The 23,433-nt window shown below is 68.5% G+C and carries 21 protein-coding genes; 8 read left to right on the plus strand and 13 right to left on the minus strand.

What is annotated here, in order from left to right; all coding sequences use genetic code 11:
- Positions 1-34 precede the first annotated feature (34 nt).
- Complete coding sequence (locus tag DIZ26_RS05965; protein WP_112238504.1) at positions 35-1,243, minus strand: MFS transporter; 1,209 nt, start codon at positions 1,241-1,243, stop codon at positions 35-37.
- 32 nt (positions 1,244-1,275) lie between these two features.
- Positions 1,276-2,493 (minus strand): MFS transporter, encoded by a 1,218-nt coding sequence (locus DIZ26_RS05970; protein WP_157979600.1) that lies wholly within the window; start codon positions 2,491-2,493, stop codon positions 1,276-1,278.
- Between the two features lie 168 nt (positions 2,494-2,661).
- On the opposite strand from DIZ26_RS05970, the gene DIZ26_RS05975 reads away from it, so the two are divergent.
- The gene (locus DIZ26_RS05975) at positions 2,662-3,573 is read left to right on the plus strand and encodes a GTP-binding protein LepA (protein WP_198675917.1); all 912 of its coding nucleotides are present in this window, start codon (positions 2,662-2,664) and stop codon (positions 3,571-3,573) included.
- Positions 3,574-3,638: 65 nt separating this feature from the next.
- A complete protein-coding gene (locus tag DIZ26_RS05980; RefSeq protein WP_112238508.1) occupies positions 3,639-5,354 on the plus strand; it encodes a cation:proton antiporter in 1,716 nt (571 codons plus the stop codon).
- A gap of 4 nt (positions 5,355-5,358) precedes the next feature.
- On the opposite strand, the gene DIZ26_RS05985 is transcribed toward DIZ26_RS05980, so the two are convergent.
- The 3 genes from DIZ26_RS05985 to DIZ26_RS05995 are packed head-to-tail and all read right to left on the minus strand — an operon-like array spanning position 5,359 to position 10,371.
- Positions 5,359-5,874 carry a hypothetical protein gene (locus tag DIZ26_RS05985; RefSeq protein WP_112238510.1) on the minus strand — a complete coding sequence of 172 codons (516 nt, stop codon included), beginning with the start codon at positions 5,872-5,874 and terminating at the stop codon, positions 5,359-5,361.
- Positions 5,871-7,691: a substrate-binding and vWA domain-containing protein gene (locus tag DIZ26_RS05990; RefSeq protein ID WP_112238512.1), complete on the minus strand. Its 1,821-nt coding sequence runs from the start codon at positions 7,689-7,691 to the stop codon at positions 5,871-5,873. The genes DIZ26_RS05985 and DIZ26_RS05990 overlap by 4 nt, the downstream gene beginning before the upstream one ends.
- Before the next feature lie 19 nt (positions 7,692-7,710).
- A complete protein-coding gene (locus tag DIZ26_RS05995; protein ID WP_112238514.1) occupies positions 7,711-10,371 on the minus strand; it encodes a P-loop NTPase fold protein in 2,661 nt (886 codons plus the stop codon).
- A 148-nt stretch (positions 10,372-10,519) separates the two neighbouring features.
- Here DIZ26_RS05995 and DIZ26_RS06000 point away from each other — a divergent pair, with 148 nt between their 5' ends.
- From DIZ26_RS06000 to DIZ26_RS06010, 3 genes are all read left to right on the plus strand, one after another.
- On the plus strand, positions 10,520-11,344 hold the full coding sequence (locus DIZ26_RS06000; protein ID WP_112238634.1) for a M55 family metallopeptidase: 825 nt from the start codon (positions 10,520-10,522) through the stop codon (positions 11,342-11,344).
- Between the two features lie 33 nt (positions 11,345-11,377).
- Positions 11,378-12,055, plus strand: coding sequence for a GAF and ANTAR domain-containing protein (locus DIZ26_RS06005; protein WP_112238516.1), 678 nt, complete (start codon positions 11,378-11,380; stop codon positions 12,053-12,055).
- Positions 12,056-12,271: 216 nt separating this feature from the next.
- Positions 12,272-13,117, plus strand: coding sequence for a SigB/SigF/SigG family RNA polymerase sigma factor (locus DIZ26_RS06010; protein WP_232828161.1), 846 nt, complete (start codon positions 12,272-12,274; stop codon positions 13,115-13,117).
- A 9-nt stretch (positions 13,118-13,126) separates the two neighbouring features.
- Here DIZ26_RS06010 and DIZ26_RS06015 read toward each other — a convergent pair whose 3' ends face one another.
- Positions 13,127-14,209 (minus strand): hypothetical protein, encoded by a 1,083-nt coding sequence (locus DIZ26_RS06015; protein WP_112238518.1) that lies wholly within the window; start codon positions 14,207-14,209, stop codon positions 13,127-13,129.
- Positions 14,210-14,321: 112 nt separating this feature from the next.
- Between DIZ26_RS06015 and DIZ26_RS06020 the strand changes: the two genes are divergently transcribed.
- Positions 14,322-14,894, plus strand: coding sequence for an HAD family hydrolase (locus tag DIZ26_RS06020; protein ID WP_112238520.1), 573 nt, complete (start codon positions 14,322-14,324; stop codon positions 14,892-14,894).
- On the opposite strand, the gene DIZ26_RS06025 is transcribed toward DIZ26_RS06020, so the two are convergent.
- From DIZ26_RS06025 to DIZ26_RS06040, 5 genes are all read right to left on the minus strand, one after another.
- The gene (locus DIZ26_RS06025; protein ID WP_112238522.1) at positions 14,891-16,246 is read right to left on the minus strand and encodes an ATP-grasp domain-containing protein; all 1,356 of its coding nucleotides are present in this window, start codon (positions 16,244-16,246) and stop codon (positions 14,891-14,893) included. The genes DIZ26_RS06020 and DIZ26_RS06025 overlap by 4 nt on opposite strands.
- On the minus strand, positions 16,243-17,448 hold the full coding sequence (locus tag DIZ26_RS06030) for an MFS transporter (protein WP_112238524.1): 1,206 nt from the start codon (positions 17,446-17,448) through the stop codon (positions 16,243-16,245). The genes DIZ26_RS06025 and DIZ26_RS06030 overlap by 4 nt, the downstream gene beginning before the upstream one ends.
- Positions 17,445-19,448 carry a PEP/pyruvate-binding domain-containing protein gene (locus DIZ26_RS06035; protein ID WP_112238526.1) on the minus strand — a complete coding sequence of 668 codons (2,004 nt, stop codon included), beginning with the start codon at positions 19,446-19,448 and terminating at the stop codon, positions 17,445-17,447. The genes DIZ26_RS06030 and DIZ26_RS06035 overlap by 4 nt, the downstream gene beginning before the upstream one ends.
- A 172-nt stretch (positions 19,449-19,620) precedes the next feature.
- Positions 19,621-19,779: a hypothetical protein gene (locus DIZ26_RS37785; RefSeq protein ID WP_198675918.1), complete on the minus strand. Its 159-nt coding sequence runs from the start codon at positions 19,777-19,779 to the stop codon at positions 19,621-19,623.
- 118 nt (positions 19,780-19,897) lie between these two features.
- Positions 19,898-20,425, minus strand: coding sequence for a flavodoxin domain-containing protein (locus tag DIZ26_RS06040; protein WP_112238528.1), 528 nt, complete (start codon positions 20,423-20,425; stop codon positions 19,898-19,900).
- A 255-nt stretch (positions 20,426-20,680) separates the two neighbouring features.
- Between DIZ26_RS06040 and DIZ26_RS06045 the strand changes: the two genes are divergently transcribed.
- Both DIZ26_RS06045 and DIZ26_RS06050 read left to right on the plus strand, forming a co-directional pair.
- A complete protein-coding gene (locus DIZ26_RS06045; RefSeq protein ID WP_112238530.1) occupies positions 20,681-21,214 on the plus strand; it encodes a PEP/pyruvate-binding domain-containing protein in 534 nt (177 codons plus the stop codon).
- Positions 21,215-21,322: 108 nt separating this feature from the next.
- Positions 21,323-21,580 (plus strand): hypothetical protein, encoded by a 258-nt coding sequence (locus DIZ26_RS06050; protein WP_112238532.1) that lies wholly within the window; start codon positions 21,323-21,325, stop codon positions 21,578-21,580.
- A gap of 72 nt (positions 21,581-21,652) precedes the next feature.
- On the opposite strand, the gene DIZ26_RS06055 is transcribed toward DIZ26_RS06050, so the two are convergent.
- Entirely contained in the window at positions 21,653-22,120 is a 468-nt protein-coding gene (locus DIZ26_RS06055) for a GyrI-like domain-containing protein (protein WP_157979601.1), read from the minus strand.
- A 79-nt stretch (positions 22,121-22,199) separates the two neighbouring features.
- Positions 22,200-23,183, minus strand: a complete 984-nt coding sequence (locus DIZ26_RS06060) for an Acg family FMN-binding oxidoreductase (protein WP_112238536.1) — start codon at positions 23,181-23,183, stop codon at positions 22,200-22,202.
- Positions 23,184-23,433: the final 250 nt, after the last annotated feature.

Genomic DNA, 23,433 nt, shown 5'->3' on the forward strand with positions numbered 1-23,433 from the left:
GGCCCCACCTCACCGGTGGGGCCGCTTCTGGGCTCTAGGCGCGGTGTTCGAGGCGCCTGCTGAGGACGGCGAAGGCGAGGGTGGCGAGCGTGGTGAGGGCGGCGGGGACGAAGAAGACGTGGGGGAGGCCGATGGCCGCGACGCCGAGCCCGCCGATGGCGCCGCCGATCGCGGAGCCGACGGGGATGGCGCTGAGGAACACGCCAGAGGCCGTGCCGACGCCTTCGGGGTAGAGGTGCTGGGCGATCGAGACACCCAGGGTGCCGACGCAGGCCCAGAGGCCGGCCGTCAGAGCCTGACCGAGGAACAGGATGCCGACCGAACCGCCGATGGCGTAGGCGAGGTTCCCGGCCAGGCCCATCGCGGCGCCTCCGGTCATCACCGTCAGCGATCCGAACCGGTCGGCGAGGCCCGCGACGAGCGGCAGCAGGAGTAGTTCCAGCAGCGGCTGGATGCCGATCACCGCGCCGCGCATCGAGTCGGAGACGTGCAACTGTTCGGCCATGTAGATGGGCAGATAGCCGAACTTGATCGTGTCACCGGTCATCGCCAGGATGCAGACGGCGGTGAAGACCAGCAACGGCATCAGGTGGTCGATCTGCCGCTTGCCCGCGGGACGCTCGATGACCGCCTGGTTGTGGAAACGGGCCACCCGTTGCCGGCCGAACGGGATCACCTGGGCGAACACGCAGACGGCCGTTGCCACCAGCAACGAACGGAGGCCGAAGACACCGCCGTACCAGCTGCCGAGGACCGGGCCGAGGATCCAGCCGATCGTGAAGGCCATCCGGATCGCGGCGACGACCCGGTTGTCGGCTCTGGTCGGATGGCGGCTCAGCTCGTCGCGGCAGGCGGCAAAGAGCTGGGCCATCGCTCCGCCGCCGACGCTGAGCGCAACCGCGCTGATCACGAAGGGCAGCCACACCGATCGAGCGGCTGCCATGGCGAGCCAGCCGGCGGCACCGATCAGCGCGCAGAGCCGGAACCAGAGCAGCCGGTCGGGAGTGCGGTCCGACAGCCGTCCGACCAGGAAGCCCGCGAGCGGGGCGGCCAGGTTCGTCACGTAGTACAGGCCGGCCACGGGCAGCGGCGTACCGAGTTCGCGGACCAGGAACAGGGTCAGCTGGGGCGTCGCCGCTGACATGCCGATCCCGGCGATCAGCAGCGACAGGAACGCCGAACGGTAGACCCGCGACCGGACGACGATGCCCACCGCGGACTCGGGCCGGTCGAGCATCAGCATCCTCACCAGACGAGCAGAATTGTCACCAAACCCTATCCGCCGGCAACCACGGCGTCGCGGCGGGCGGTCGCCCACCGGACTACCGGGACGAAGAGAATGCCCACCAGCGCGAACCAGGCGCCGAGGATCAGCCAGCCGGGCACACCGAGGCCGAGCGGGAGCAGGGCCATCACGGTCGGCGCGAGCATGGAACTGACCGAGCTGCTGGTGTTCCAGACGCCCTGGTACTGACCTTGCGCATGGTCGGCCGCCAGATCGAATCCCAGCAGGAACGATCCGGAGGACTGCAGGAGCTCACCGGCGACCTGGACCAGAGCAGCCACTGCGAGGACGATGATCGCCACAACTGCGTCGCCGGAACCGGCGCCGGCGAACAAAACCATGGATGCCAACAGCAACAATCCGGCAGTGCGCGTGGCGCGCGCGGCCGTGCGCGTGTCGACGATGCCTCGCGAAGCGCGGACCTGGAGCACCGCGACACCGGCGGCGTTCACGAACAGTGGTAGCGCGGCGGCCCAGCGCGGTGCCTCGGTGTGCTCGACGACCCAGAGCGGGATCGCGATGTCGATCACCGAGTAGTGGATGCAGATCGCGGCGTTGAGTCCCGCGACGGCGAGGTAGCCGCGATCCCGGAGCGCGATCCAGACCGGCCCGTCGGTCTGCTTCGGCTGCGGCGCGACGCGGTCCACCCGCAGTACGACGAGGGCGGCGATCACACTCAGTACGGCGTACAGGCCGAACATCATCCGGTACGCCGTCGCGGTACCGGAGGCGAGCGCGACGGCCCCGATCCCGGCGCCCGCGGTGACGCCGATGTTGGTCATCGAGCGCAGGTACGCGCGCGCGGCGACCCGGGCGGTCGATCCTTCGGTCACGCCGGCGATCAAGGCGAACCGGACCGCGTTGGCGCCCCTGTCCAGCACGGTGACGACGATCGCGACGGCCAGGAACTGCCAGAACGAACCGACCAGCAGATAGAGCAACGCCAGCACGGCCTGGGCAAGACTCAGGACGACGAACAGGGTCCGCGGTCCTCGCCGGTCCGCGAGGTGCCCGAACGGGACACCCGCCAGCAGGCCGCAGAATCCGGCGACGGTGAGACCGAGACCGACCTCGCCGATCGACAGGCCGGCTACGCGGGTGAAGTACAGAACACTGATCGTCATCAGCAGGCCGTTGCCCACTCTGCTGAGCAGCGTCGCCAAGGCGAGTGGCCGCAGCGGGCCGGCGGGCGGAAGCAGTTTCCTCACCGGATCATCGTGCGCTATCTGCGACAAGGTCGCAATAAGACACTTCGGAGCGGGAGGGCGCGGGCAGAAAAGTGCTGGGGTGTGCTGGGGCGGTGAAGTAAGGTGAGACTTACTCATGGTCGGTTGGCCTGGGGTGAGCTGAGGCCTGCTGGGGTGGGTGGGATCTTCATGATCAAGGGGTTCAAGGGACGTGGCCGGCGGCGGCCGTTCTCGGTCGAGGCGCGACTGGCCGAGCATGTGGACCGGCTGGGCGAGGAGCATCCGCCGATCCCGGTGGACAGCGCGGACTACACGATGGCGCGACCGGAACTGCTCGCCAAGGCGTTCGGCCCGGTGCTCACCTACATGTCCCGGGTCGAGCTCGAAGTCGAACGGAACGTCCTCGAGCTGAACCTGCTGCTGCCGGACCCACCGGCTGTGGACCGGCATTTCTATGCCGACGTCTGGCTGCCGCAGGAGATCCATCACGGGTTGTTGCTGGATCGCCTGCAGTCGCTGGCCGGCCTGCCGCCGGCGAAGCCCGATCTCACGTCGATGGCGTTCAGCTACCGGGTGCTCGGTGCGCTCGGTCGCTGGAGTTCCGTGCAGGACGTGAGCCGGATGCTCTACTACCTGACCGGGGTGGCGACCGAACAGTCGGCGATCCTTGCCTACAACAAGCTTCACCAAGGTTTGGTGGAGCTGGGCGAGCACGCGGTGGCAACCACCGTCGTGGCGCCGATCCGCCGCCAGGAGCCCGGCCACTTCGCCTACTACAAGATCGCCGCGCAGGGCCTGTGGACCGAGATGACCGGCTGGCAGAAATGGCTGGTGCAAACGCTCCGGCGGCACACCTTCGAACCAGTCGGCGCCTACACCAAGAAGCAGTGGGCGGAGTTCGGTGCCGTGATGCACCACCTCGGCATCACCACGGACGGTGAAAGCGGCCTGACCCGCTACGCCCAGCAGATCGGGCGGGTCGAGATGGAGCTGCTCTGGGCGATGCGGCGAGGCCTGCGAGTTCCGACGTACGTCGTGGACTCGCTCAGGTCGGCCGCCCGGCTCGCCGCGGCCGAGCGGATCGCCACCGTCGGCAACTGAGCACCGGCTGAACCAGCGCGGCCGGGCTGCGCGAATTGGTGGCGGTGCTCTTCTAGGGTCGTCCCGTGGACCACGAGATTCTGCTGATTGCCGGCGCGGGGCTTGCGATCATGATCGCGGCGTCCGTCTTCGCCCGGCGGACGGGCATCGCGGCGCCGCTGCTGCTGGTTGCTCTCGGCATCGCAGCCAGCTACCTGCCGAGTACGCCGGCCATTCACCTGGAGCCGGAGATCATCCTGGCCGGGGTGCTGCCGCCGCTGCTCTACTCCTCGGCCGTCCAGCTGCCCGTGCTCGACGTACGGCGCAACTTCGGCCTGATCTCCTGGTTGTCGGTGGTGATGGTGATCGTCTCGGCGCTGGCCATCGGCGGCCTGGTGCACGCGTTGTTCCCGAGCATCTCGTTCGCACTGGCCACCGCGCTCGGAGCCGTGGTCAGCCCCACCGACGCGGTCGCCGCCACTGCGATCGGCCACCGGGCCGGACTGCCGCCGCGGTTGATGACGGTGCTCGAGGGCGAGAGCCTCGTGAACGACGCCGCGGCGCTCGTCGTACTGCGGACGGCGGTGGCCGCGATCGCGGCCACGACCGGGTTCAGCCTCGGCGACACGATCCTCAGCTTCGTCTGGGCAGTCGCCGGCGCTGTGATCATCGGGCTGCTCGTCGGCCTGGCGACGGTGTTGCTGCGACAGCGGCTCGACGATCCGGTGCTCAACACGACCATCTCGTTCGCCGTACCGTTCCTCGCGTACTTCCCGGCCGAGGAGGCCCATGCCTCCGGCGTGCTCGCCGTCGTCGTCGCGGGCCTGCTGACCGGCGCGCTGGGAAGCAAGCGGTTCAGTGCCCGCGACCGGCAGACCCAGGCGACCACCTGGACGACGATCAGCTTCATCCTGGAGAGCGCCGTCTTCGTTGCCATGGGCTACCAATTGCCCGAGCTGGTCGACGCTGCCAAGTCGGAGACCACGGGCAAGGAGATCACCGGTCTCGTCCTGCTCGTTGTCGCGCTGCTGGTGGCCCTGAGGTTCCTCGGGCTTGCGTGGCCGGCGGTGGCGAGCTGGTTCGGCCGGAAGGAGCGAGCCGAGCAGACCCGTGCGCAGCTGAGCCAGTTCGAGGAGAAGCTGGACTCGATGGATCCGGCCGACAAGCGGGAGGAGAACCGGCTGGCCTGGGCGCGCCGGCGGCTGGCCCGCGGCAATGCAGACGTGGAGTTCGAGGAGCGCGAGCCGATCACCGCGAAGGGCCTGCTGGTGCTCGCCTGGGCGGGCATGCGTGGGGTCGTGACCGTGGCGGCCGTCCAGACGATCCCGCCCGGTACGCCGCACGCCGCCACCGTCGTCCTCGCCGCCTTCCTCGTTGCCCTCATCACCTTGCTGATCTTCGGTCTCACGCTGCCCGCGGTGATCACGAAGATGAACTTCAGTCCCGAGGACGCGCAGGACAAGCGGGACTCCGTGCAAGCGCTGTTGCGGCGGGTCGGAGAGACCGCGATCGACGCGCTCGGTCCGCTGGAGGAACAGAGCGTCGACGGTGAACCGCTCGACCCGGAACTGGTCAGCACCATGAAGGACCGGGTACTGCCGCGCCTCGTGGCAGGCACTCGGCAGCTCCGTTCGGCCAGGCCGGACAGTCACGAGCAGATGCTCATCGTCCAGCGTCGTTATCTCGACGCGATGCGCGACGCCCTGGTCTCGGAGCGCAGCATCGGCGCCTACAGCTCCGAGACCTTCCGCCAGGTCGAGGGTTTCCTCGACAGCCTCGAACAACGCCTGACCAGTCTGTAGACGCTCACCGAAGCGCCTCGAGTTCTTCCTCGAGCCACTTCTGGGCCCGGTCCAGTCGGGTGGCCAGCGCGCTCCACTCGGACGCGCGCACCGGTGCACTGTAGGTTTCCACGGACTTGGTGACGTAGTCGGTGATCTCGCCCAGCCTGTCAGTGGCCGGTCCCTGTGCGGAGCTGTCGGCATGGGTGATCGCGCGTTTGCACTGCAGGGTCAGTTCTTCGATCCGATCCATCAGCCGAACGGCTTCGTCGGCCTGCGCACGGGCCGGGTCGTCGTCCGCCAGCAGATTCGACCAGCGGCGAACCTGGGCCGGGATGTTCCGTTCGGGCTCGGGTGGCTTCGGGACCCGCCTGCGCCAGGTCGCGATCACCAGCACCACCCCGGCGATCAGCGGTCCGGCCGGTACGGCGAGCCACGGCCACGGTCCTGCCAGCGCGACGATCGCGCCGGTCACACCGAGCACGGACGCCTCGACCACGGCGACGGGGTCACGGAACCGGCGCCCGATCCCGCGCCTCACCCGAAGTTCCGGAACACTTGGACGAAGGCGTCGCCCACATCGAGCGGATCGCTCGCGTCGTACTGCGCGGCCTTGGTGCGGTTCGCGATCTGGGCGAGCGTGGCGACGTCGGCGTTCTCGGCCTTTCCGTACGGCACGGTGAAGATCCGGACCGAGGTGTCCCGGCCGGCCGGATTCAGCCTGTCCAGCAGCGCCTTGGCCCCACCGGGGTAGTTCTCGGTGTTCTGTCCGTCGCTGAGCAGCACGATCGCGTTGATCCGCTCGGGATCGAGCGACCTCGCCATCATCTGGCTGGCCGCGTCGGTCACGGCGTACAGGGCCGTGTTCCCGCTCGCCTTCAGGTGCTGGATCCTCGCCTTGAGCTGGGCGCGGACGGCGCCTACCCGCGACACCGGCATCACCTGCGTGTAAGGCGGATCGGACGAGAACGTCCACAGGCCGACTTCGTCGTCATCGTCGAGAAGGTCGAGGGCGCGTTGAGCCGCCGGGATCAGCAGTTGCAGCTTCGTCGGATCCTGCGCCCGGTTGGGATCGTCGGCGATCTCGTTCATGGAGCCGGACACGTCCAGCACCAGCAGCACGCGGGTCTTGCGCCGTACCTTGTCCCAGCTGTTCACCATCGCGGCCAGCAGTTTACCGTCGGGCGGCTGCACGAAGTTCAGGTGCTGATCGGCCGGCACCCCGAGGGTGTGCACGAGTTGCTCGGTCGGCTTGGTCGCGTCGTCCCGCGGCCGGAACCCGACGTTCGCGAACTCCTTCTGCTGAACGGGATCGATCAGGAACTGGTAGAAGTCCCGCGCGATCGCTCGCTGGTCGGGCGTGGCCGAGGCGAGCACGACGTAGGGATGGTCGAGTTCCAGCGTGCCGTCCTCGGGATGCACCACCCGCAGTGGGTTGCGCGGGACGCGCTCGGCGCTCATCTTCGCGGGATCGCCGCCGGGAGCGCCCCGGTTGTACAGATAGGCCATCTGCTCCTGGATCACCACGGCATCGACGTACGGCCGGTACTTCGTGGCGTCCTGCCGCTGCTCGGCGTCGTAGATCTGCTGCATGAAGCGCACGGCCTCGTCGCCGTACCGCGCCACCGACGACTCGATGCCGTGCACGAAATGCACGACCTGCGGGTCGTTGAGCGTCGCCGCCGAGAGCTCACCAGGCGCCGCGATATAGGTGGCGACCGTCGCTGCCAGTCCCGAGGTCGAGGTTTCGGCGTTGTCCCGGCCGAGGATGAACTTGCCCCACGCGGGCTTGCCGTACGCCGACCAGCCGGACCGGGACAGTTCGAGCACGTCAGCCCACGTCTTCAGCCGTTTGCCGTGCTTCTCCAGCGCCTCGACCACCGACTGCGGCATCGCGATCACGAGCGTGCTGGTGGTGATCGACTGCGGCGCCGGGTCGCGCGCGATCAGGTCGCCGTGGCCTTCTTGTTCGAGCAGGCGTAGCCACATCGACGACGTGGGCAACCAGACCTCGGGCGGATCCTTCATGCCGGCGGCCAGCGCGTTCTTGGTGGCGCCGGAGGTCAGTGGCGTGAGCTCGATCTTCCCGCACAGGTCGCCGACCGCTCGGCCCGCGGAGTTGTACCGGTCGGCGAGCCGGCTCATCACGACGGCCTTCTCGGTCGACGAGCTGACCTGGATCGCCTCCGTCCGCCGGCAGGGGGCGACTGTGGCACCGTTACCACCTTCGCCCGCACGGTTGCCGTCGGCAGCCACCTGGCGTGGCCCGATCGCGGTCGCGGCGATCAGGGCGAGGCCGACGACCAGGCCGAGCAGATGACCCCGGTGGAACCGCCGCGGTCCGGTGGTACTCGACACGCTTGGCCTCCCCAGGTCGTCAGCGTGGCTCGGTCAGATCCCAGGTCTCGAAGCTGAATCGAGTGACCGTACCCGCCCAGCGGCGATAAGTCGCCAGATTATCGTGAACAGGGTCACCCGCGCGCAGGACCGATCGCAGGCGTGTCCAGACACCGCCGGGCGCCGACGTCCGTTCGAGTTCCTCGAAGAGCCCGGTGACAGTTCCTTGCCGGGCCGTTTCGCGCAGGGCAGTCGTCAGGGTGCGGCAGTCCTCGGGCGCGGAGACGAGGATCGCCAGCAGGACAAGGACTGCTTGATAAGGACCGGTCGCGTCGACTCCGATGAAGTCGTCCAGGTCCTTCTCGGCGACGGCCGATCGCACCAGACGGTAGAGGTTCACGAACCGCTTCAGTGCGCGGGGGGTTTCCAGCAACGGGCGAAGGCGCTGGACGAACTGCAGTTCCTCCTCGCGAAGCCGCAACTGGTGCGGTTGCGGATTGGCTGCCTGTCGAGCGGGCCGCGTCGAGACTTGCGGTTTGCCGGTTGCCGTCGTACCGGCGGACGCTGGGGCACCGGGCTTCGGCGTACCGGGGCCGGGGTTGCGTGCCTGCGCGGGAGTGAGGTCGGTCGGCACCAGGGCGGCGACGAACCGGTCGGCCTCGCTGCCCATCGGGCGAAGTGCGAAGACGACCTGGAAGATCTTGTCGAGGTAGTCGAGCGGCGAGGTGCCCGTGCTGTCCGGGCCGCCGAACAGTTCGGTGTGGTACTGCTCGAGGCAACGCCGAAGCCATCGTGGGTCGACGGCGACCACCACGACGAAGAGTGGCAACGCCAGCAGGAGGTGTACGGCGGCGAGCACGTCGACGACCTTGCGTGGTGAGCAACGGTCGAGGTCGTCGATGTAGAGGATCACCCGTTCGAGTGGCGGCGAACCTGATGATCCGGCCCGGCTCCACTCGCCGAACGCCTGCTGCGCGCTGTCACTCAGCCGGCGCAGATCGGCGTGCACATGACCGAGCACCCCGCGGTACTGGTCGTAGCCGCCGGCGCGGGCGTCCTCGATCGCGAGTGCGAGCCGTTCGGCGGCGTCCAGGTTCGCGAGCCGCATCCGGGTGGCCCGGACCGACTGGTCGAGCTGAACGGTTCGTCGCCCGGCCAGTCCACGAACCGCCCGCCACGTCGCGATCAGCCGGTCCACGATCGGGGAGGCGGACACCGCTGTGAGAGCGCCGAGAACCCATGCCAGCAGGTTGTTGCCGGAGCTTCGCCAGGTCAGCCAGGTCACCACGCCGAGCAGTACGGCGGTCGTGCCCGCGAGCGCGATCCGCCAGCGCCAGGGCTTGAGACCCGCCGACCACAACCGAAGACGTGCCCCCGTACGCCGGATGGCCGGCGTTTTCGGATCGGCCAGCGCCTCGAGATCACGCAACCTGTGCCGTACGGCGTCGCGCTCGGCGCGGACGTCGTCGACGTTCGCCGGGGCCGGGTCGGCGAGACCGGCGAAGAGGTGCTCGACCAGACCCACCCAGAGCTGGTCGTCGTTGTAGTGCCAGGCGTCGAATCGCACCTGGCGGACCGCGGTGGTGAACACACTGCGAGCCGGGTTCTGCCGGCCCTGCTCGGTCAGCCGGGCGACGCTGTCCTGGAGCTGGCGCAGGAAGCTCGACTTGCCCGAACCCCAGCGGCCGAGCAGCGCGATCGCCAGCGGGGGATCGGTCTCGCGATCGGTGATCAGCGCGGCCAGGCTGTCGACATCCTCGGCGAAGTCGAGCAGGTCCAGCGCGCTCTCCTGGTCGCTGGTCAGCCCGGCCTGCGGCCTCGGCGTCCGGCCGGGGGACACCTCCGCGCCGGTGGTCAGGTCCCAGATCCGGATTGCGCCGTTCTCGGCGCCGCTGACGAGCTGCCGGCAGTCCGGCGTGACGGCGAGGGACCGGATCGGGCTGTCGTCTGCCTGCATCGCGATCGGCTCGGTCGGCGCGTCCGGATCCCACGCCCAGAGGCCGCCACCGAAGCCACCGGCGATCACCTGCCGGTCGTCCGGTGTGACGGCGACGGTGACCGCGTCCTCGCAGCCGGTCAGAGGGATCGGACGGCTCGCCGGCAGGCGGTTCCAGTAGTGCGGACGGCCGTGAGTGACGTAGACGATCCGCTCGCCTTCGGCTGATGCCGCCACCGCGACATCGCTGCGGGTGCGGCCGTCCAGCCTGCCCAGCTCGTTCCCGCTCCGGTCGGTGATCCGCACGAGCGGCTCGATGCCGGAGGTGATCAGCTGGCCGTTGGTGGTGACGGCGAGGTTGTCGATCCGGCCGTGCTCACTCGGCCAGCCACTGCTGTCGGCCGGCTGCACCACGTTGCCGGCGATGTCGACCGCGGCGATCGCGTCGCCGCGGGCCGAGATCGCGATGTCGGCGACGGCAGTGGCGTGCGGTGTCGTGATGGTGACGTTGCCGGCGACGTCCCAGTCGACGGTGACAGTGTGGCCACAGGAGATGACCCGCTCGTTCTCGGTCACCGCGAGCGCGAGAACCTGGTCCTTGTGCACGCGATGTTCGGCGTGCTCGGCCAGTAGCAGGCCGGTCCGCAGATCCCAGAGCCGGATCTTCGCGTCGTCGCCTCCGGTCACGATCCTGCTGCCGTCGGGGAACACGGCGATCGCCCGCACCGCACCCTGATGCCCGGCGAACGGCTTAGGAGTCGACATGGCTGCCGACCCTAGCGCGCCCGGACCCACCGCGCCCCCTGCTGACAACTTCCTGTCACCGGCGGAGAACCCACCTCACCGGCTGGAGCAACGTGGCTTGTCCGCGCGGTAGCCTCCGCCTCGGGGCAGGACGTAGCTGGAGGTGGTCGTGAAGGTCTTTCTGTCGACTGACATGGAGGGGACGGCCGGGGTCGTCGACTGGGAGCAATGCCGTGGACCCGGGGCGGAGTACGAGTACTACCGGGGGCAGTTGCAGGCGGAGGTCAACGCTGCGATCGACGGTGCGCTCGCGGCCGGGGCGACCGAGTTCCTGGTCAACGACTCGCACTCGACCATGCAGAACCTCCGGCCGGACCAGCTACATGGCCGGGCAGGTTACCTGTCGGGACGGCACAAACCGCTGTACATGATGGAGGGTCTCGACGACTCCTTCGACGCGGTGCTGTTCGTTTCGTACCACGGGTCGGCGGACTCGACGTCTTCGGTGCTGCACCACACCTACAACCCGCGAGCGATCGCTGAGGTCCGCCTCAACGGCGCGATCACCGGGGAGGCCGGCATCAACGCGCTGGCCGCGCTTGCCCACGGCGTACCGGTGGTGCTCATCTCCGGCGATCAGGTGACCATCGACGAGGCGCTGCCGTTCTGCCCGGGGATCGAAGGCGTGGTCGTGAAGGAGTCGATCTCGCACAATGCCGCCCTGTCTTTGCATCCCGAGACGGCGCGGGAGTTGATCAGGGACGGCGCGCAGCGGGCTCTCGAGCGGCTGAGCTCGTTCGAACCGCCGAGTATCACCCTGCCTGCCGAGCTCACCGTCCGGTTCCACAAGCGCGCGTTCGCCGAGCTGAGTTGCGCGCTGCGAGGCGTAGAACGCGTGGACGAGAAGGTCGTCGTCATCCGCGGTGACGACCCGCTCACTCTCTACCGCAGCTTCATCGCCGCCGTCTTGTTGAGCCGGGGCGTCAGCGATTGATTCGCTGCTCCGCGGGCGGGGTACACAGGTCAGATGGAGTCCGAAACTGTTGTGGAGACGGCGCGGCGGCTGGCGTTGGCGCTGAAACCGGGGGACCTGGACCACACGCTCGCCCAGATCACCGCGGCCGCCGTCGAAGTACTGCCCGAAGTCGAGGCGTGCAGCATCACGATCCTGCATGCCGACGGCAGCCTGGAGACGGCCGCACCGACCGATGAGAAGCTGTGGGTGCTGGACAGGGCGCAGTACGCGTTCCGCGAGGGACCCTGCTACGCCGCCGCGGTCGACTCCGTGCACGTCACCTGCCCGCACATCGAGACCGACGAGCGCTTCCCGCGCTATGCCCAGGTGGCCCGGGAAGCCGGCGTACGGGCACAGGCGGGGCTGCGGCTGTACGACGGGCCGGCGTCGCGTGGCGCGCTCAACCTGTACTCCGACACGCCGGGTGCCTTCGCCGACCTGGACCTGCTCGGCCCACTGTTCGCCCACCAGTCGGCGGTGGCGATCAACTACGCCCACGAGATCCGCGAGCTCAAGGAGGCGGTCCGGACCCGGGGAGCGATCGGTCAGGCGGTCGGCGTCGTGATGGAGCGGTACAAGCTCAACGACCAGCGCGCGTTCGCCTTCCTCACTCGGCTTTCGCAGCACCGCAACGTCAAGCTGCGCCGGATCGCAGAGGAGATCGTTGCCGACGTCCCGAGCAATCGATAGTTGTGCAAGGGGTGTGAATACCGAACGTAAGGGGCACCGAGGGGTCAAGTGACCATCGAGCCCGCGGGCACGGCTGTCACCTAGGCCGCACGTGTTGAGCACATCAGCGCGTGCGGCCGAGCACCAACCGGTTTCGTTCGGAGCGCATGGAATGTCGCGGAACGGGATACCGGTGCGGAGAAGGGATCTGACCGCGGTCCAGAAGGTGGCCGCGCGGTGACTCACCGTCGCGAGGTCATGATGGCCACCAGTACCACCCAGTCAACCCCGGCTCGCTGTTCGTCGGCCCGGGAACGAACCGAGCGGGAAGCTGCCACCAGCAGGCTTTTCGAGCAGCGCGAACGAACGACCGACGAGAACGAACGCCAGGCGCTGCTGGAACAGATCGTCGAACTCAACCTCGAGATCGCCAAGGCGATCGCGCACCGCTTCGACGGCCGGGGCGCCGAAAGCGAGGATCTCGTCCAGGTCGCGTGTGTCGGCCTGATGAAGGCCGCGCGCCAGTACCGGTTGTCCGCGGACACCCCGTTCATCGGATACGCCGTACCGACCATCCGGGGTGAGGTGAAGCGCTACTTCCGCGACTGCGCCTGGACGGTCCGGATCCCGCGCCGGCTGCAGGAGCTGCAGGGAGCCCTGATCGTCAAGACGCCGATGCTGCAGCAGGAGCTGAACCGCGAGCCCACGGTCGCCGACCTCGCCGAGCACCTCGGCGTCGAGGCCGAGGAGATCGACCAGGCGCGGGCGGCCCGCGGCTGCTTCAACACCCTGTCGCTGGACCGCGCCCTGCCGAACGACGACCGCCTGAAACTGGGCGATGTCATCCCCGACGCCCCGGACCAGGCCGTCGACCAGTTGGAAGCCGTCGACATGCTCCGCCCCGTGCTGGCCGAGCTCAGCCAGCGCGACCGCGAGATCCTGCACCTCCGCTTCGTCGAAGGCTGGACCCAGACCGAGATCGGCCGCGAGATCGGCATCAGCCAGATGCAGGTCTCCCGCGTCCTCCGCCAAATCCTCACCACCCTCCGAACCAAACTAACCCCCCTCCCCACCGCCGCCTGATCCCATCCATCACCCGAGCGGGAGAAAGGCCTGCCGCAGCTCCCCGACGAACGCTTCGGTCCGGTTCGGGCCGAAGACATCCCGGGCGACCCAGAGCGCGTCGATCGTGGCGCGCAACGGGTCGTCCTCGCGGAGAGGGGAAAAGATCGTCATCACCTTCGCCGGTAGCTCGAGGTTGTCGCTCCAACCCGCCACAAAGAACGCGTGCGGGCCGTCGGAAGCTCCTGGGCCGAACGCCTCGGCAGGGATCTGGAGCGCACCCCGTGGATCGTCTCCGCGCTCGATCCTGTCGAGGGCGGCGGTCACCCACTCATACCGGTCGAGCCCGGCCTCATGACAAGTGCGCCGGGTCATCCACCTGACCATCGCCCGTTGCTTGTCCGGCGAAGCGGCTTCGAGGGCATCCAGTAGATCCCGGTGGTCCAGCGCCAGGTGGTATGCCTTCCAGATCTCTCGCAATCGGTCACTCGGGGGCCTGCCACCCCAGCCACGGAGTTCCTCCGCAAGCCGGTCTTCAGCCTGTTGCCGTTCCCGCTCTCGTTCCCGTTCCGCACGCTGCTCCGGAGTTGGCGGCGGGGGAGTCTTACGCCGTTCGTGATGCCAGTACGCAGCCTGCGCGCTGGTCTGTTTGATGATCCGATCGGGCTCCGGAAGCGCCGGCCAGAACTGCAGGAGGTACCGGTCGACCAGCGGCTCTTCATCCAGCTGCGGTGGGGTTTGGTGGCCTGTGTCCATACCCCAACCGCAGTACCTGACGCGGTAGTCGATCTCGGCCAACGCCAATGGCCAACGTCCCTCGCCACCCCAGCCGGTGAGCGCGACTCCCTCGAGCGGCCGGTACGACGCCTCGACGATCTCTTCCCACTCGTCGTCGACAAGCGGCTCCTCGTCGTACAGCTCGACCGCGAAACCGACCGTGCCGGTGTGCAGCCCGGTGATCAGAATCAAGGTGCCGGGGACCGCCGCACCGCACAGCCCGTTCTGCTGTCCACCAAAGCTTTCGGGCAGCTGTGGTTGTCGTTCCGGGCTCCCGACGTAGATCTGCCCGTAGTGAACCCACGCGGGGCCGGTCATCAAGATTTGCTTCGGCACGGGGTGGACCGTATCGGCGGAGGGGGGCGCGAAACGCGGGGTGGGGGTGCGGGTGGAGGGGAATTGGGTTGGGATCGGGGGGTGGCGGGACGCTCGGGCCCGTGGGGGAGGCATGGTGAGAGTCGTTGGCCGGCTGGTTCTGGTGCTGTGTGCGGTGGGTGGGTTGCTGGTTCCTGCGGGGCAGGCGGCGGCCTCGAGTGGGCACCGGCCGGTGTGTTCGGTGGTGTGGTTCGACCTGGGGAACACGTTGGTGGATACCTCGGTGCCTAAGCAGATGAGCTATATGCGTGGTGCGCTGGAGCATCTGCGGTTGCTTCGGGCGGTGGGGGTGCCCGTCGGGTTGATCACGAATGTGCCGCCTGAGTGGGGTGCCACCGACGCCGAGCGGGCCGCCGCGACCAAGGCGTATGTCGACGCGGCCTGGGTCGAGGCGGAGCCCTTCCCGTGGGGCTGGTTCGGCGACCGGGTGCTGACGCCACGCAGTACGGCGGAGTCCAAGCCCTCGCCCGCGCTTTTCGAGCGCGGGCGAGAGCTGGCGGGTCCGTGCCGGTCGTTCTACGAAGGCGAGACGCCGGCCGAGATCGCCGCCGCCGACCAGTCGGGGATGACCGGCTATCTCACCGGCGTGCCCGACCGCCCGGCGTACCTGCCCGTATGGCGTGTGCTGGTGCCGTTCGACGCCTAGGCGGTCCCGGCGAGAGCACCTTCCAGGCCGTCGAGGACGGAACGGCAATCGCGCAGCAGGGTAGGGGCGTCGTCAGCGGTCAGCAGAAAGACGCCTAGCCAGTTGCGGGAACCACCGGACGGGTCGAACTCGGGTACGCGGGTGCCGGCCGGGAGCATGAAGGCGGGCACGGGTTCGACGGTGCTGCCGGGGGAGAGCAGGGTCGACCAGTCGACCTGCTCGGGATGCCACAGCGGCTGCGTCTTCCAGGGACTGCCCTCGGCATCCGCAGGCACCACGGCCACCGAAGCGGCGGCCCGGCCGCCTTCGGTCAGCATCGCCGGCGGGTAGTCGACGGGTTCGCCGAGTTGTTCGCGGATCAGCATGCCGATCGGGTCCAGGCCGAAGACGACCTCGACCTGCCGGGTGGTCAGCAGACCGCCGAAGCGGGCGCCGACCTCGATCACCACCAGTTCGCCGTCGGCGCGCAACTTGAGTTCCGTGTGCGTGCCGCAGGTGTCCAGGCCGAGGGCGTCGACCGCCCGCCGGGAGACCTCCTCGATCCGCCGCTGCAGTTCCTCGGGCAGCACACAGGGCGACGTACTGGCGACCTCGATGTACGGCGGCACCGTGGGCAGCTTGGCGGTGATCGCCAGCGGATGGTAATTGCCCTTGGCAACGATACCTTCGACGCTCAGGTAGTCGCCGTACCCGGGCTCGGCGTACCAGCCCTCGGTCGTGCCGTCCATGATCTCTTCGACCAGCCGGTCGGCGTCCGTGTTCTGCTCGTACAGCTCGTTCATCCCGACCTGGCCGCCGCGCTCGAGCGCCTGCTCGATCTCCGCCCAGGCGTCGGCGACCTGGTCCTGCGAGGTCAGTACCAACTGAGCGACCGAACCCGCACCCCAGGCAGGCTTGAGCAGCAGCGGCGGCGTCAAGGCGGACAGGGCTGCCCGCAGATCGGCAGCCGAGTCCACCCGGCGGAAGCGGGGGATCGGCACACCCGCGGCCTGCCAGGCCTGCCGCATCAGCCGCTTGTCCCGCGCCACCCGGATCCCCGGACCGGCACCGGCCAGTCCGAGCCGGTCGGCAGCGTTGGCCACGGCCAGTACGGCGAACTCCGACAGCGTGAACAACGCGTCCGCACCGATCTCGCGCGCATGCTCGACGATCGCCTCGACCACTGGTTCACCCGGTGTCAGACCGCCCGGGTGCACGGTGATGTTCGTACAGCAGGGTTCCCAGATCTCCTTGCCTGCTTCGGGGAGCGGGGACAGCGCAAGCACGTGCAGTTCGCCGCAGGCTGCGATGCGGGGGAACGCGGTCTCGAGCGGCGCACCGCCCTTGACGTAGACGTACAGGATCTTCTTCACGCGACGTTCTCCTTGGTGGCCGCGCGGTCGCGGCTTCGATTGACAAGTACGGCGAGGGCGACCATCGACACCGTCACGGTGGCGGCCAGCACGACGAGGAAGGCCGGCATCGCGCCGCGGGCGAGGAAGCCGCCCATCACGAAGACGACGAGCGCGCAGACGGCCCGGTCGGCCAGGGACTCGACGGACAGTAGCGTCGCGCGCCGGGCAGGCTCGGTGATCGCCTGGTTGACCAGTTTGCGCTGCACCGGGAACGCGAGCCCGGACGCGAGCGAGAACACAGCAAGGCAGACCATCGTTCCGGCCAACCCCAGCAGGATGACGGAGGCCAGCGCGACGGCCATCAACACGGTCAGCACCAGCACGACACGGACCTGCCCGAAGCGCGCCAGTACGGCGGACCGCGCGGCACCGGCCACTTCGAACACAGTCGTCGCGGCCATCAGTACGCCGAACCAGTGCAGCGGCAGATGCTTCGATTCCAGGATCGGCTGGAACAGGTTGGCCTGCCCGATCCGGACCAGCGTGAACACGGCGATGCCCTGTGCCATCAGCAACATCAGTCGCTTCGACGAGGCCAGCGACCGCAAAGCACCGGCGAGCGCAGGCAGGACCGGTTCGACCTTGTGCGACTCGGCCCCAGGCAGAGCAGGGAAGCCCAGCGCGATCACGGCCGCGATCCCACACGTCACCGCAGACAGCACGTACGCCGACGGTCCCCACCAGGCGGTCAGGAAGCCAGCTGCGGGCAGACACGCGATCCGCCCGATCAGGGTCCAGGCCCGTGCCGATCCCTCGGCGCCCTGGTACGACGTCTCGTTGCCGGTGCGCTGCAAATACTCGTACAGGTAGGCGCTCCCCGCGCCCGAGAACAGCGAGTGTGCCAACGCGATCAGCAGGAACTGCGCCAGGAAGCCCACGAACGTCGGCTGCCAGACCGGGATCAAGTTGGCCAGGACGAGGATGATCGCGCCGCCCTGCAGGCAACGCCGGTAGTCGAACCGGTCCGCGATCATCCCGGTCGGGATGTCGAGCAGGCAGAACGCCAGGTAGAAGATGCTCTGGATGGAGAAGATCTCCCGGTCCGACAATCCCGCGGATCGCTGGAAAACATAGAAGACCGGCAACCACCACAGCAGTCCTGCGAACAGCTGGAAGGCGTTGTAGCGGCGGATGACCCGCTTTGCATCGGTTCCCGTCATGCGGCGAGCTGGTACGGACGGCACTGCAGCAGCACGATCCGATCACCGTCGACCAGCCACTCGACATCCACCGGAGCGTCGACCGGTCCGTCGGCACCGGCGAAATGGGCCTGCAGCAACCGTCCGATCAACGCCAGCTTGCCGAGGGTGGCCTTCGCCTGGTCGTCGACATCGTGCGCCTCGGCGCCGAGCGCCACCGTGCGGCTGCCGCCCTCCATCGTGTTGTAGAGGTGCTGCAGCGGATCCCGGGCGCCGGACACCACGTCGTCGACCGAGTTCCGGGCGAGGTTCAGCAGCACGGAACGGAAGTCGGACCGGTCGAGCGGGTTCGTGGTGACCATGACGCCACCCAGGGCGCCGTCGAGTTGCTGCTGGATGACGACACCCATGAAGCACTCGGCCAGGCCGATACCGGCCTCGTCGCGCAGCAGGACGCCGCGCGTGGTGACGAGCGATGCCCAGACCCGCTGGATCGCGTCGATCACGTCCTCGATCGACTCCACGTCGGGCACCGACTCGTAGATCCCCGCGGCGGAGAAGCCGATCAGGTCCTCGGCGTTCGACGAACTCCGGACGACGACTCGGCCGGCGCCGGTGAGGTACCGCAGTACGGCGTCCTCGATCAGCGTGCGCAGGTCGTCGGGCAACGGGGTGTCGCGGATCAGGTCGCCCAGTTCGGCGCACAGGGTGTCGATCTCACCGCCGAGCGCCAGGGCCATCTTCAGTTTGCCGATGGTCTGCTGGATGGCCGGCGACGACTCCAGGAACTGCTGTTGCAACGCGAACGGCAGCGCGATCCCGCGCGGTACGACGACGTGGTCTTTGACCATCCGATGCGCCGCGTGCGACAACTCGCCGGCATCGGTGCCGGTCACCTTCAGGTGCCGGGCGAGGTACTCGAGGAGATGTGGTCGCGGCGGTCGTGGCGCTTCGTAGAAACCAAGCCAGTAAGGCGATCCGTCCCGCAGTACGGCGGACAGCTCGCCGAGGTTCGCCGCCTTGGTGCCGAACCGGTGCGCGTCGGTGGCGCGCAACTTCTCCAGCGGAAGGATCTGGGCCAGGGCGAGGTCCGGCTTGCCGATGTCGATCTGCGTGGTGGCCCACGGCGGGCCGGCATCGATCGCATCCGGTCGCGACACCGGCCGTACAGCGAGCTCCGGAGCGGCCTGGTCGACGGTCAGCTCGACCCAGGTGCCATCGAGGTCGGCGAAGGCTTCGAGTGCGCCCTGCTGGATCGCGTTCGGGATTCCCCAGCCGGCCGCGAGCACGTTGGTGTGCGAGAGCGGCGTGGTGTGCCGGGCGTTGACGAGTCCGGAGACTCGCGGGATGTCGTCGGGCATCCGCTCCATCACCAGAATGTCGTGCCAGCGCACGGGATCCGTGCTGGACCGGTAGTCGGCCTCGGAGTTGAAGAGCCGCAGCCGGCCGATCGTCGTCCCAGGGTTGAGCGGCACGTACGGCGCGGTCGAGTACAGCTCGTGCGCCAGGATGCGGGGCAAGTCGTCGGTCGGTACGGCGGCCAGAAAGCTTTCCTGCAAATGGTTTGCGGGCTTGAGCAACACCGGGATCGTGTCGTCGACCAGGGCGCGGACCGTGCGGTAGAACGAGGTCAGCAGGTCGGGGCCCATGGTGTCGACCTCGACCGTTTCCAGCGAGAAGAACTGACCGCCGTACTCCGGCCGGTCGTGCAGGGCGAGCGTTCCGAGCAGGAAGCGCCGGTCGTCGGCGCGGTAGACGGAGTCGTTGAACGCGTCCAGGTTGCGGGCCAGTTCGGCCCGCGTCATTCCGAGGATGCGCTCGCCGACGTACTGGACATGCAGCATCCGGTCGGCGCCATCGATCAGGTGCACCGTCGCGGTCTCCTGGTCGAGCACGAGCTTCACGTAGAGGTAGCCGGCGACGGTGGTCGCGAGGCCCGAAAAGTCTGCCAGGGTGAGGCGATCGCCGGGCAGAGCGGGAACGATATCGGTCAGGGCGGAAGGTGTCTGGGCGGTAGGCACGGGAGATCACATTAAGGTGAAGGCGGCCACTCAGGGTAGTTTGAGTCACCGTCTGTGAGCACTATCACGAGCACCTCCCGATATGTCAGCACATCATCAGCTGACCCAGCGGGCGAAATCCGCAGTCACCGTCGCGCTACAACGCCTTCGAGCCAGGGCGGTTGGTTGGAGGTCAGCGGCTGGAGGCCTTGCGGCGGACGAAGCCGATGGCGCTGGTACCGAGGAACAGCACGATGCCGATGATCGCCAGCCAGACCAGGCCTTTGATCGCGAAGCCGACGATGGTCAGGATGAGCCAGAGGACGAGGAGAACGATCAGGAAGACGACCATGATGCACCTCTCAGATGCTGCGGAACCGAGCGACTTGGTTGGGACGCGAGCAGTGACAACCCCAGCGTCCTCCTTGCACTGAGCGATGTCCACGGGCGTATGCCGATGGCAACAACCGTCAGCTGAGGTGGCGGTTCCAGGGGGCTGCTTCGGCGGCGTGGATGGCGGCGTTGAGGTCGGATGCCCAGGCCTGGATCGTCTCCCAGTCGCGGGAGTCGCCGGCCAGGTCGGAGCGGGCCATCCGCTCGGCCAGGAATCCCTTGGCTGTTGCCGGTTCCAGCCGTCCGCCGAAGGTCATCGCGGATGTGGCACCGATCCGGTGGGCAAGACGCTCGACGTTGGCCGGCATCTTCTGCGGCTGATCGCGGTCCGCTCCGACCGGGCCGCTGTGGAACAACCAGACCTGCCGCTCACGGAGCTCATCGCTGTGCTTGCGGAGGAACCGCACGGCTTCCGGCCGCCAGCGCCGCATGTAGAGCGCGCTGCCGAGGACGACCACGTCGTACTGCTCGATTGAGCCGACCTTGCCGACCTCGCGGACGTCGACCTGATGTCCGCCGCGCTCGAGTTCCGCGCCGACAGCCTCGGCGATCCCCGCGGTTGCGCCCATCTTGCTGGCGTAGGCCACCAGTACCTTCCTGGACATCTCCACTCCCAACGTCGTAGTACCGCTCGATCACCAGCACACGCCTGATACGGCCGATGCGGCAGAGGCGAAGGGCCCCGGCTCGGCGGGCCGATCGACCAGCGTGACCCGCACCGACCGCTGGTCAGGCCCATCTCGCGGCCGGAGAGGACTTTCGGCCCTGACCCGCAGCGCAGGCTGCGACTGGAATGCGAGGTGCAAGGCCGACTCGGCCGAGCTCGTCGCCCGGTCGCTGAACTGCGGAAGGAAAGCGTCATGAGTGAGAATGCGTTCGTGGTCCGGGCCGATGAGCAGCCCGGACTCGTGACCACCGAGGCGGCGTACCACGAGTTCGTCCGGACCGCTCGGCTCCGGCCGCTGATCGCGACCCAGCTCCGGCGTCTGCGCGAAGGTGCCGATCTGGTGGCCGTGAGCGCCGTGATCCGCACCGCGTACTTCGATGCGCAGATGCCGGCCGGGATCGCGGCAGCGCTCGAGGAGGCCTGTGGGTGTCTGGGCGGACCCGGAACCGAGCTGGTCATCGGTGGCGTCGTCGCGGACGACCAGCTCGACGAGTTCCTCACCGGACCACACGAGATCTTCGTCGGCGTGAGCGGACAGCGTGCCGTGCTGGCGGCGGTGAAACGCTGCTGGGGTTCACTGTTCAGCGACCGGGCGATCGTGTACCGGGAGGTCCGCGACATCGACCACCTCGGCGTCCACCTGCCCGTCAGGATCGAGCCGATGACAGTCGGCGCCGACCTGCAAGAGGCCGAGCTGCAGGACGCGTCAGCAGTGCACGTGGGTTAGGGCTTCCGGCGGCTGTGGAGGGACCTCTGGCACTGCGTCAGATGCAACCACGGGTGGAACGGTGAAGTTGTCCGGCGGTCGCCGGCGATTTCCTTGGGGGAAGACAGGATGAACACGCTGAACAGCCTGGCGGTGGACGCGATGCTGGTCTTGATGCCCGCGCTGCTGGTGATCTCGACGATCTGGTGGGTAGCGGCCCGGCGACGGTTCGCGAAGCACGCCCGCAGTGCCGGCACGGTCGACCCCGTCGGCAATCTCTTCGATGCCGAGCACGATGGAACCGATGCCACCCAAGCCTCAACTCCGGTTCCCGCTCCGGCAGAGCACACCAGTCCGCCGGCCCGCGGGTCCCGTCGAGTCGGGTGAGCGGTCGAACCAGTCGGGTGAGCGGTCGAACCGGCAGACCGGGCGGGCATCGGTCCGCCGGTCTGCAAGGTCTCAGTTGACGGGCAGGAAGGGCTGGACGATCTCCGGGTGCCAGTCGTCGGGGGAGCCGATGGGCGGGGAGTGGTAGATCTCCCAGGCATCCCCGGTCGGCCGGGCATCGTGTTGACGCAACCAGCCGCCGATCACGTCGTACGAACCGCTGATCTTGTCGTACGGCCCGGTGTGGGTCGTGACCGCGGCCGGCCCCGCCGGCAACTCGGAGGCCTGGATCGCACCGTCGGTGACGATCGGGAGCGCGAGCGGAAAACCGGCCTCGACGACGAGCAGTCCGCCGGCGGTCGTATGCCGGCGGCTGAACGGAAAGCCGGTGGGCACGATCCGGCGCCGGCGCAGCGACTCGGCGATGTCACGAAGTGTCAGTGAGATCCAGTCGGCCACCTCGTCCGGACGCAGCACCGCGCGTCGTACGGCGGTCGGCTGAGCCGCGAACGTCCGGTCGTCGACCAGTGCGGTACGCATGCTCTCTCCTCTCGCGCCTCCAGTACCCGGAAACACCGCAAACGTATTCGTCATCCGCGTAGCCAGGTGCGTCTCCTGCTCACGAGGACTGCCCCGCGCCGGTGTGGATGAAGGTGGAGACGGGCCGCCGGGGCGTGTTGCCGTGGACGGTGCTGTGGCCGAGGCGGATGACCATATGGGCGTACCCGGGTTTGCCGGTGATGCGCTGGACCGTCCGTCGGAGGTCGTCGAACTCCAGCGGCTGGTTCAGGAAGGCGGCCTTCAGACCTTCCCGGGTGGCGACCAGTAACGTGCGCTGGAGCGCGAGGCCGGCGGTGAGTTGATCCGTCCGCGTGTCGCCGGTGGTGGACAGGATCGCCAGCGCGGGTTCGGTTTCGAAGGTGGCGGTGGGGCGGACCCGATCAGCGGGCCGGGTGGCCATGTCGCGGACCGGCGAGGGGTAGGTGGTTGCGCGTGGACCGAGGACCGAGCTGGGGATGCCGTCGTCGGCGCGGTCGCCGCCGATCCAGTGGGAGCGCTCGTCGCGGCGGTGCCAGTCGCCGATCTCGCGGAGGTCGGTGTCGATCAGCAGGTCGAGTACTTCGTGGATTTTGCCCGGGGGCAGCCAGGTGAGTTCGGCGCCTTCGTCCATGGCTGCCCGGGTCAGGGCGAGCCGGGTATCGGTGGTCAGCTGCACTGGGCGGACGGGCTCGCGGCTGGTGTGCCGGCGGGGGATCTGGGCGTAGAGGTCTTGCAGAATCCGGGCGGGGTTGTCGGTGGGTTCGATGACGATGCGGGCGACCAGGTCGGGTTCAGCCGGATCCGGCACCAGGCCGAACCAGCTGTTGTAGCCCATCGACGCGGCTGCGCAGCGCAGGTTGTAGGTGGCCGCGCCGGCGGCGATGCGCATCGCGCGGCCGGCCGGGTCTTCGGCGGGCAGCGCGCGTGAGCCGTCGAGGTAGACATCGATCACGTTGCCGTCGACTTCGAACCGCCACGGCTGGGTGTTGTGCATGCTGGGTGCGGCGACGGCGGCACTGAGCAGTACGTCGATCTGTTCCATCGACAGCTGGTCTTCGGACATGACGGGGCCTCCACGACTGCTCAGGCGGCAACCACTGCCGCATTCCCAGCCTGGACGAGCCGGGGCCGCAGCACAGCAGGCATGGGTCCCGACCGGTCGGGCCCTTCGGCACCTTCCACCGCGACCATCGCACCGGCGGCCCGGACCCGCAGCTGTCAGCTGGGGTCGGTGTGGAGGGGCGCGCGTAGTTCCAGCACGGTGCCGTGCGGTTGGTTGGATTCCAGGCGCACGGCACCACCTAATGCGGCGG

Origin of the sequence: Kribbella monticola, assembly GCF_003261635.1 — a bacterium.
Lineage (GTDB): Bacteria > Actinomycetota > Actinomycetes > Propionibacteriales > Kribbellaceae > Kribbella > Kribbella monticola.

Bases quoted from the DNA above. Each gene is read 5' to 3' on its own strand.
- DIZ26_RS05965 (WP_112238504.1), bottom strand. From the start codon at position 1,243: ATGCTGATGCTCGACCGGCCCGAGTCCGCGGTGGGCATCGTCGTCCGG.
- DIZ26_RS05975 (WP_198675917.1), top strand. From the start codon at position 2,662: ATGATCAAGGGGTTCAAGGGACGTGGCCGGCGGCGGCCGTTCTCGGTC.
- DIZ26_RS05995 (WP_112238514.1), bottom strand. From the start codon at position 10,371: ATGTCGACTCCTAAGCCGTTCGCCGGGCATCAGGGTGCGGTGCGGGCG.
- DIZ26_RS06005 (WP_112238516.1), top strand. From the start codon at position 11,378: ATGGAGTCCGAAACTGTTGTGGAGACGGCGCGGCGGCTGGCGTTGGCG.
- DIZ26_RS06020 (WP_112238520.1), top strand. From the start codon at position 14,322: ATGGTGAGAGTCGTTGGCCGGCTGGTTCTGGTGCTGTGTGCGGTGGGT.
- DIZ26_RS06030 (WP_112238524.1), bottom strand. From the start codon at position 17,448: ATGACGGGAACCGATGCAAAGCGGGTCATCCGCCGCTACAACGCCTTC.
- DIZ26_RS37785 (WP_198675918.1), bottom strand. From the start codon at position 19,779: ATGGTCGTCTTCCTGATCGTTCTCCTCGTCCTCTGGCTCATCCTGACC.
- DIZ26_RS06040 (WP_112238528.1), bottom strand. From the start codon at position 20,425: ATGTCCAGGAAGGTACTGGTGGCCTACGCCAGCAAGATGGGCGCAACC.
- DIZ26_RS06045 (WP_112238530.1), top strand. From the start codon at position 20,681: ATGAGTGAGAATGCGTTCGTGGTCCGGGCCGATGAGCAGCCCGGACTC.
- DIZ26_RS06050 (WP_112238532.1), top strand. From the start codon at position 21,323: ATGAACACGCTGAACAGCCTGGCGGTGGACGCGATGCTGGTCTTGATG.
- DIZ26_RS06055 (WP_157979601.1), bottom strand. From the start codon at position 22,120: ATGCGTACCGCACTGGTCGACGACCGGACGTTCGCGGCTCAGCCGACC.
- DIZ26_RS06060 (WP_112238536.1), bottom strand. From the start codon at position 23,183: ATGTCCGAAGACCAGCTGTCGATGGAACAGATCGACGTACTGCTCAGT.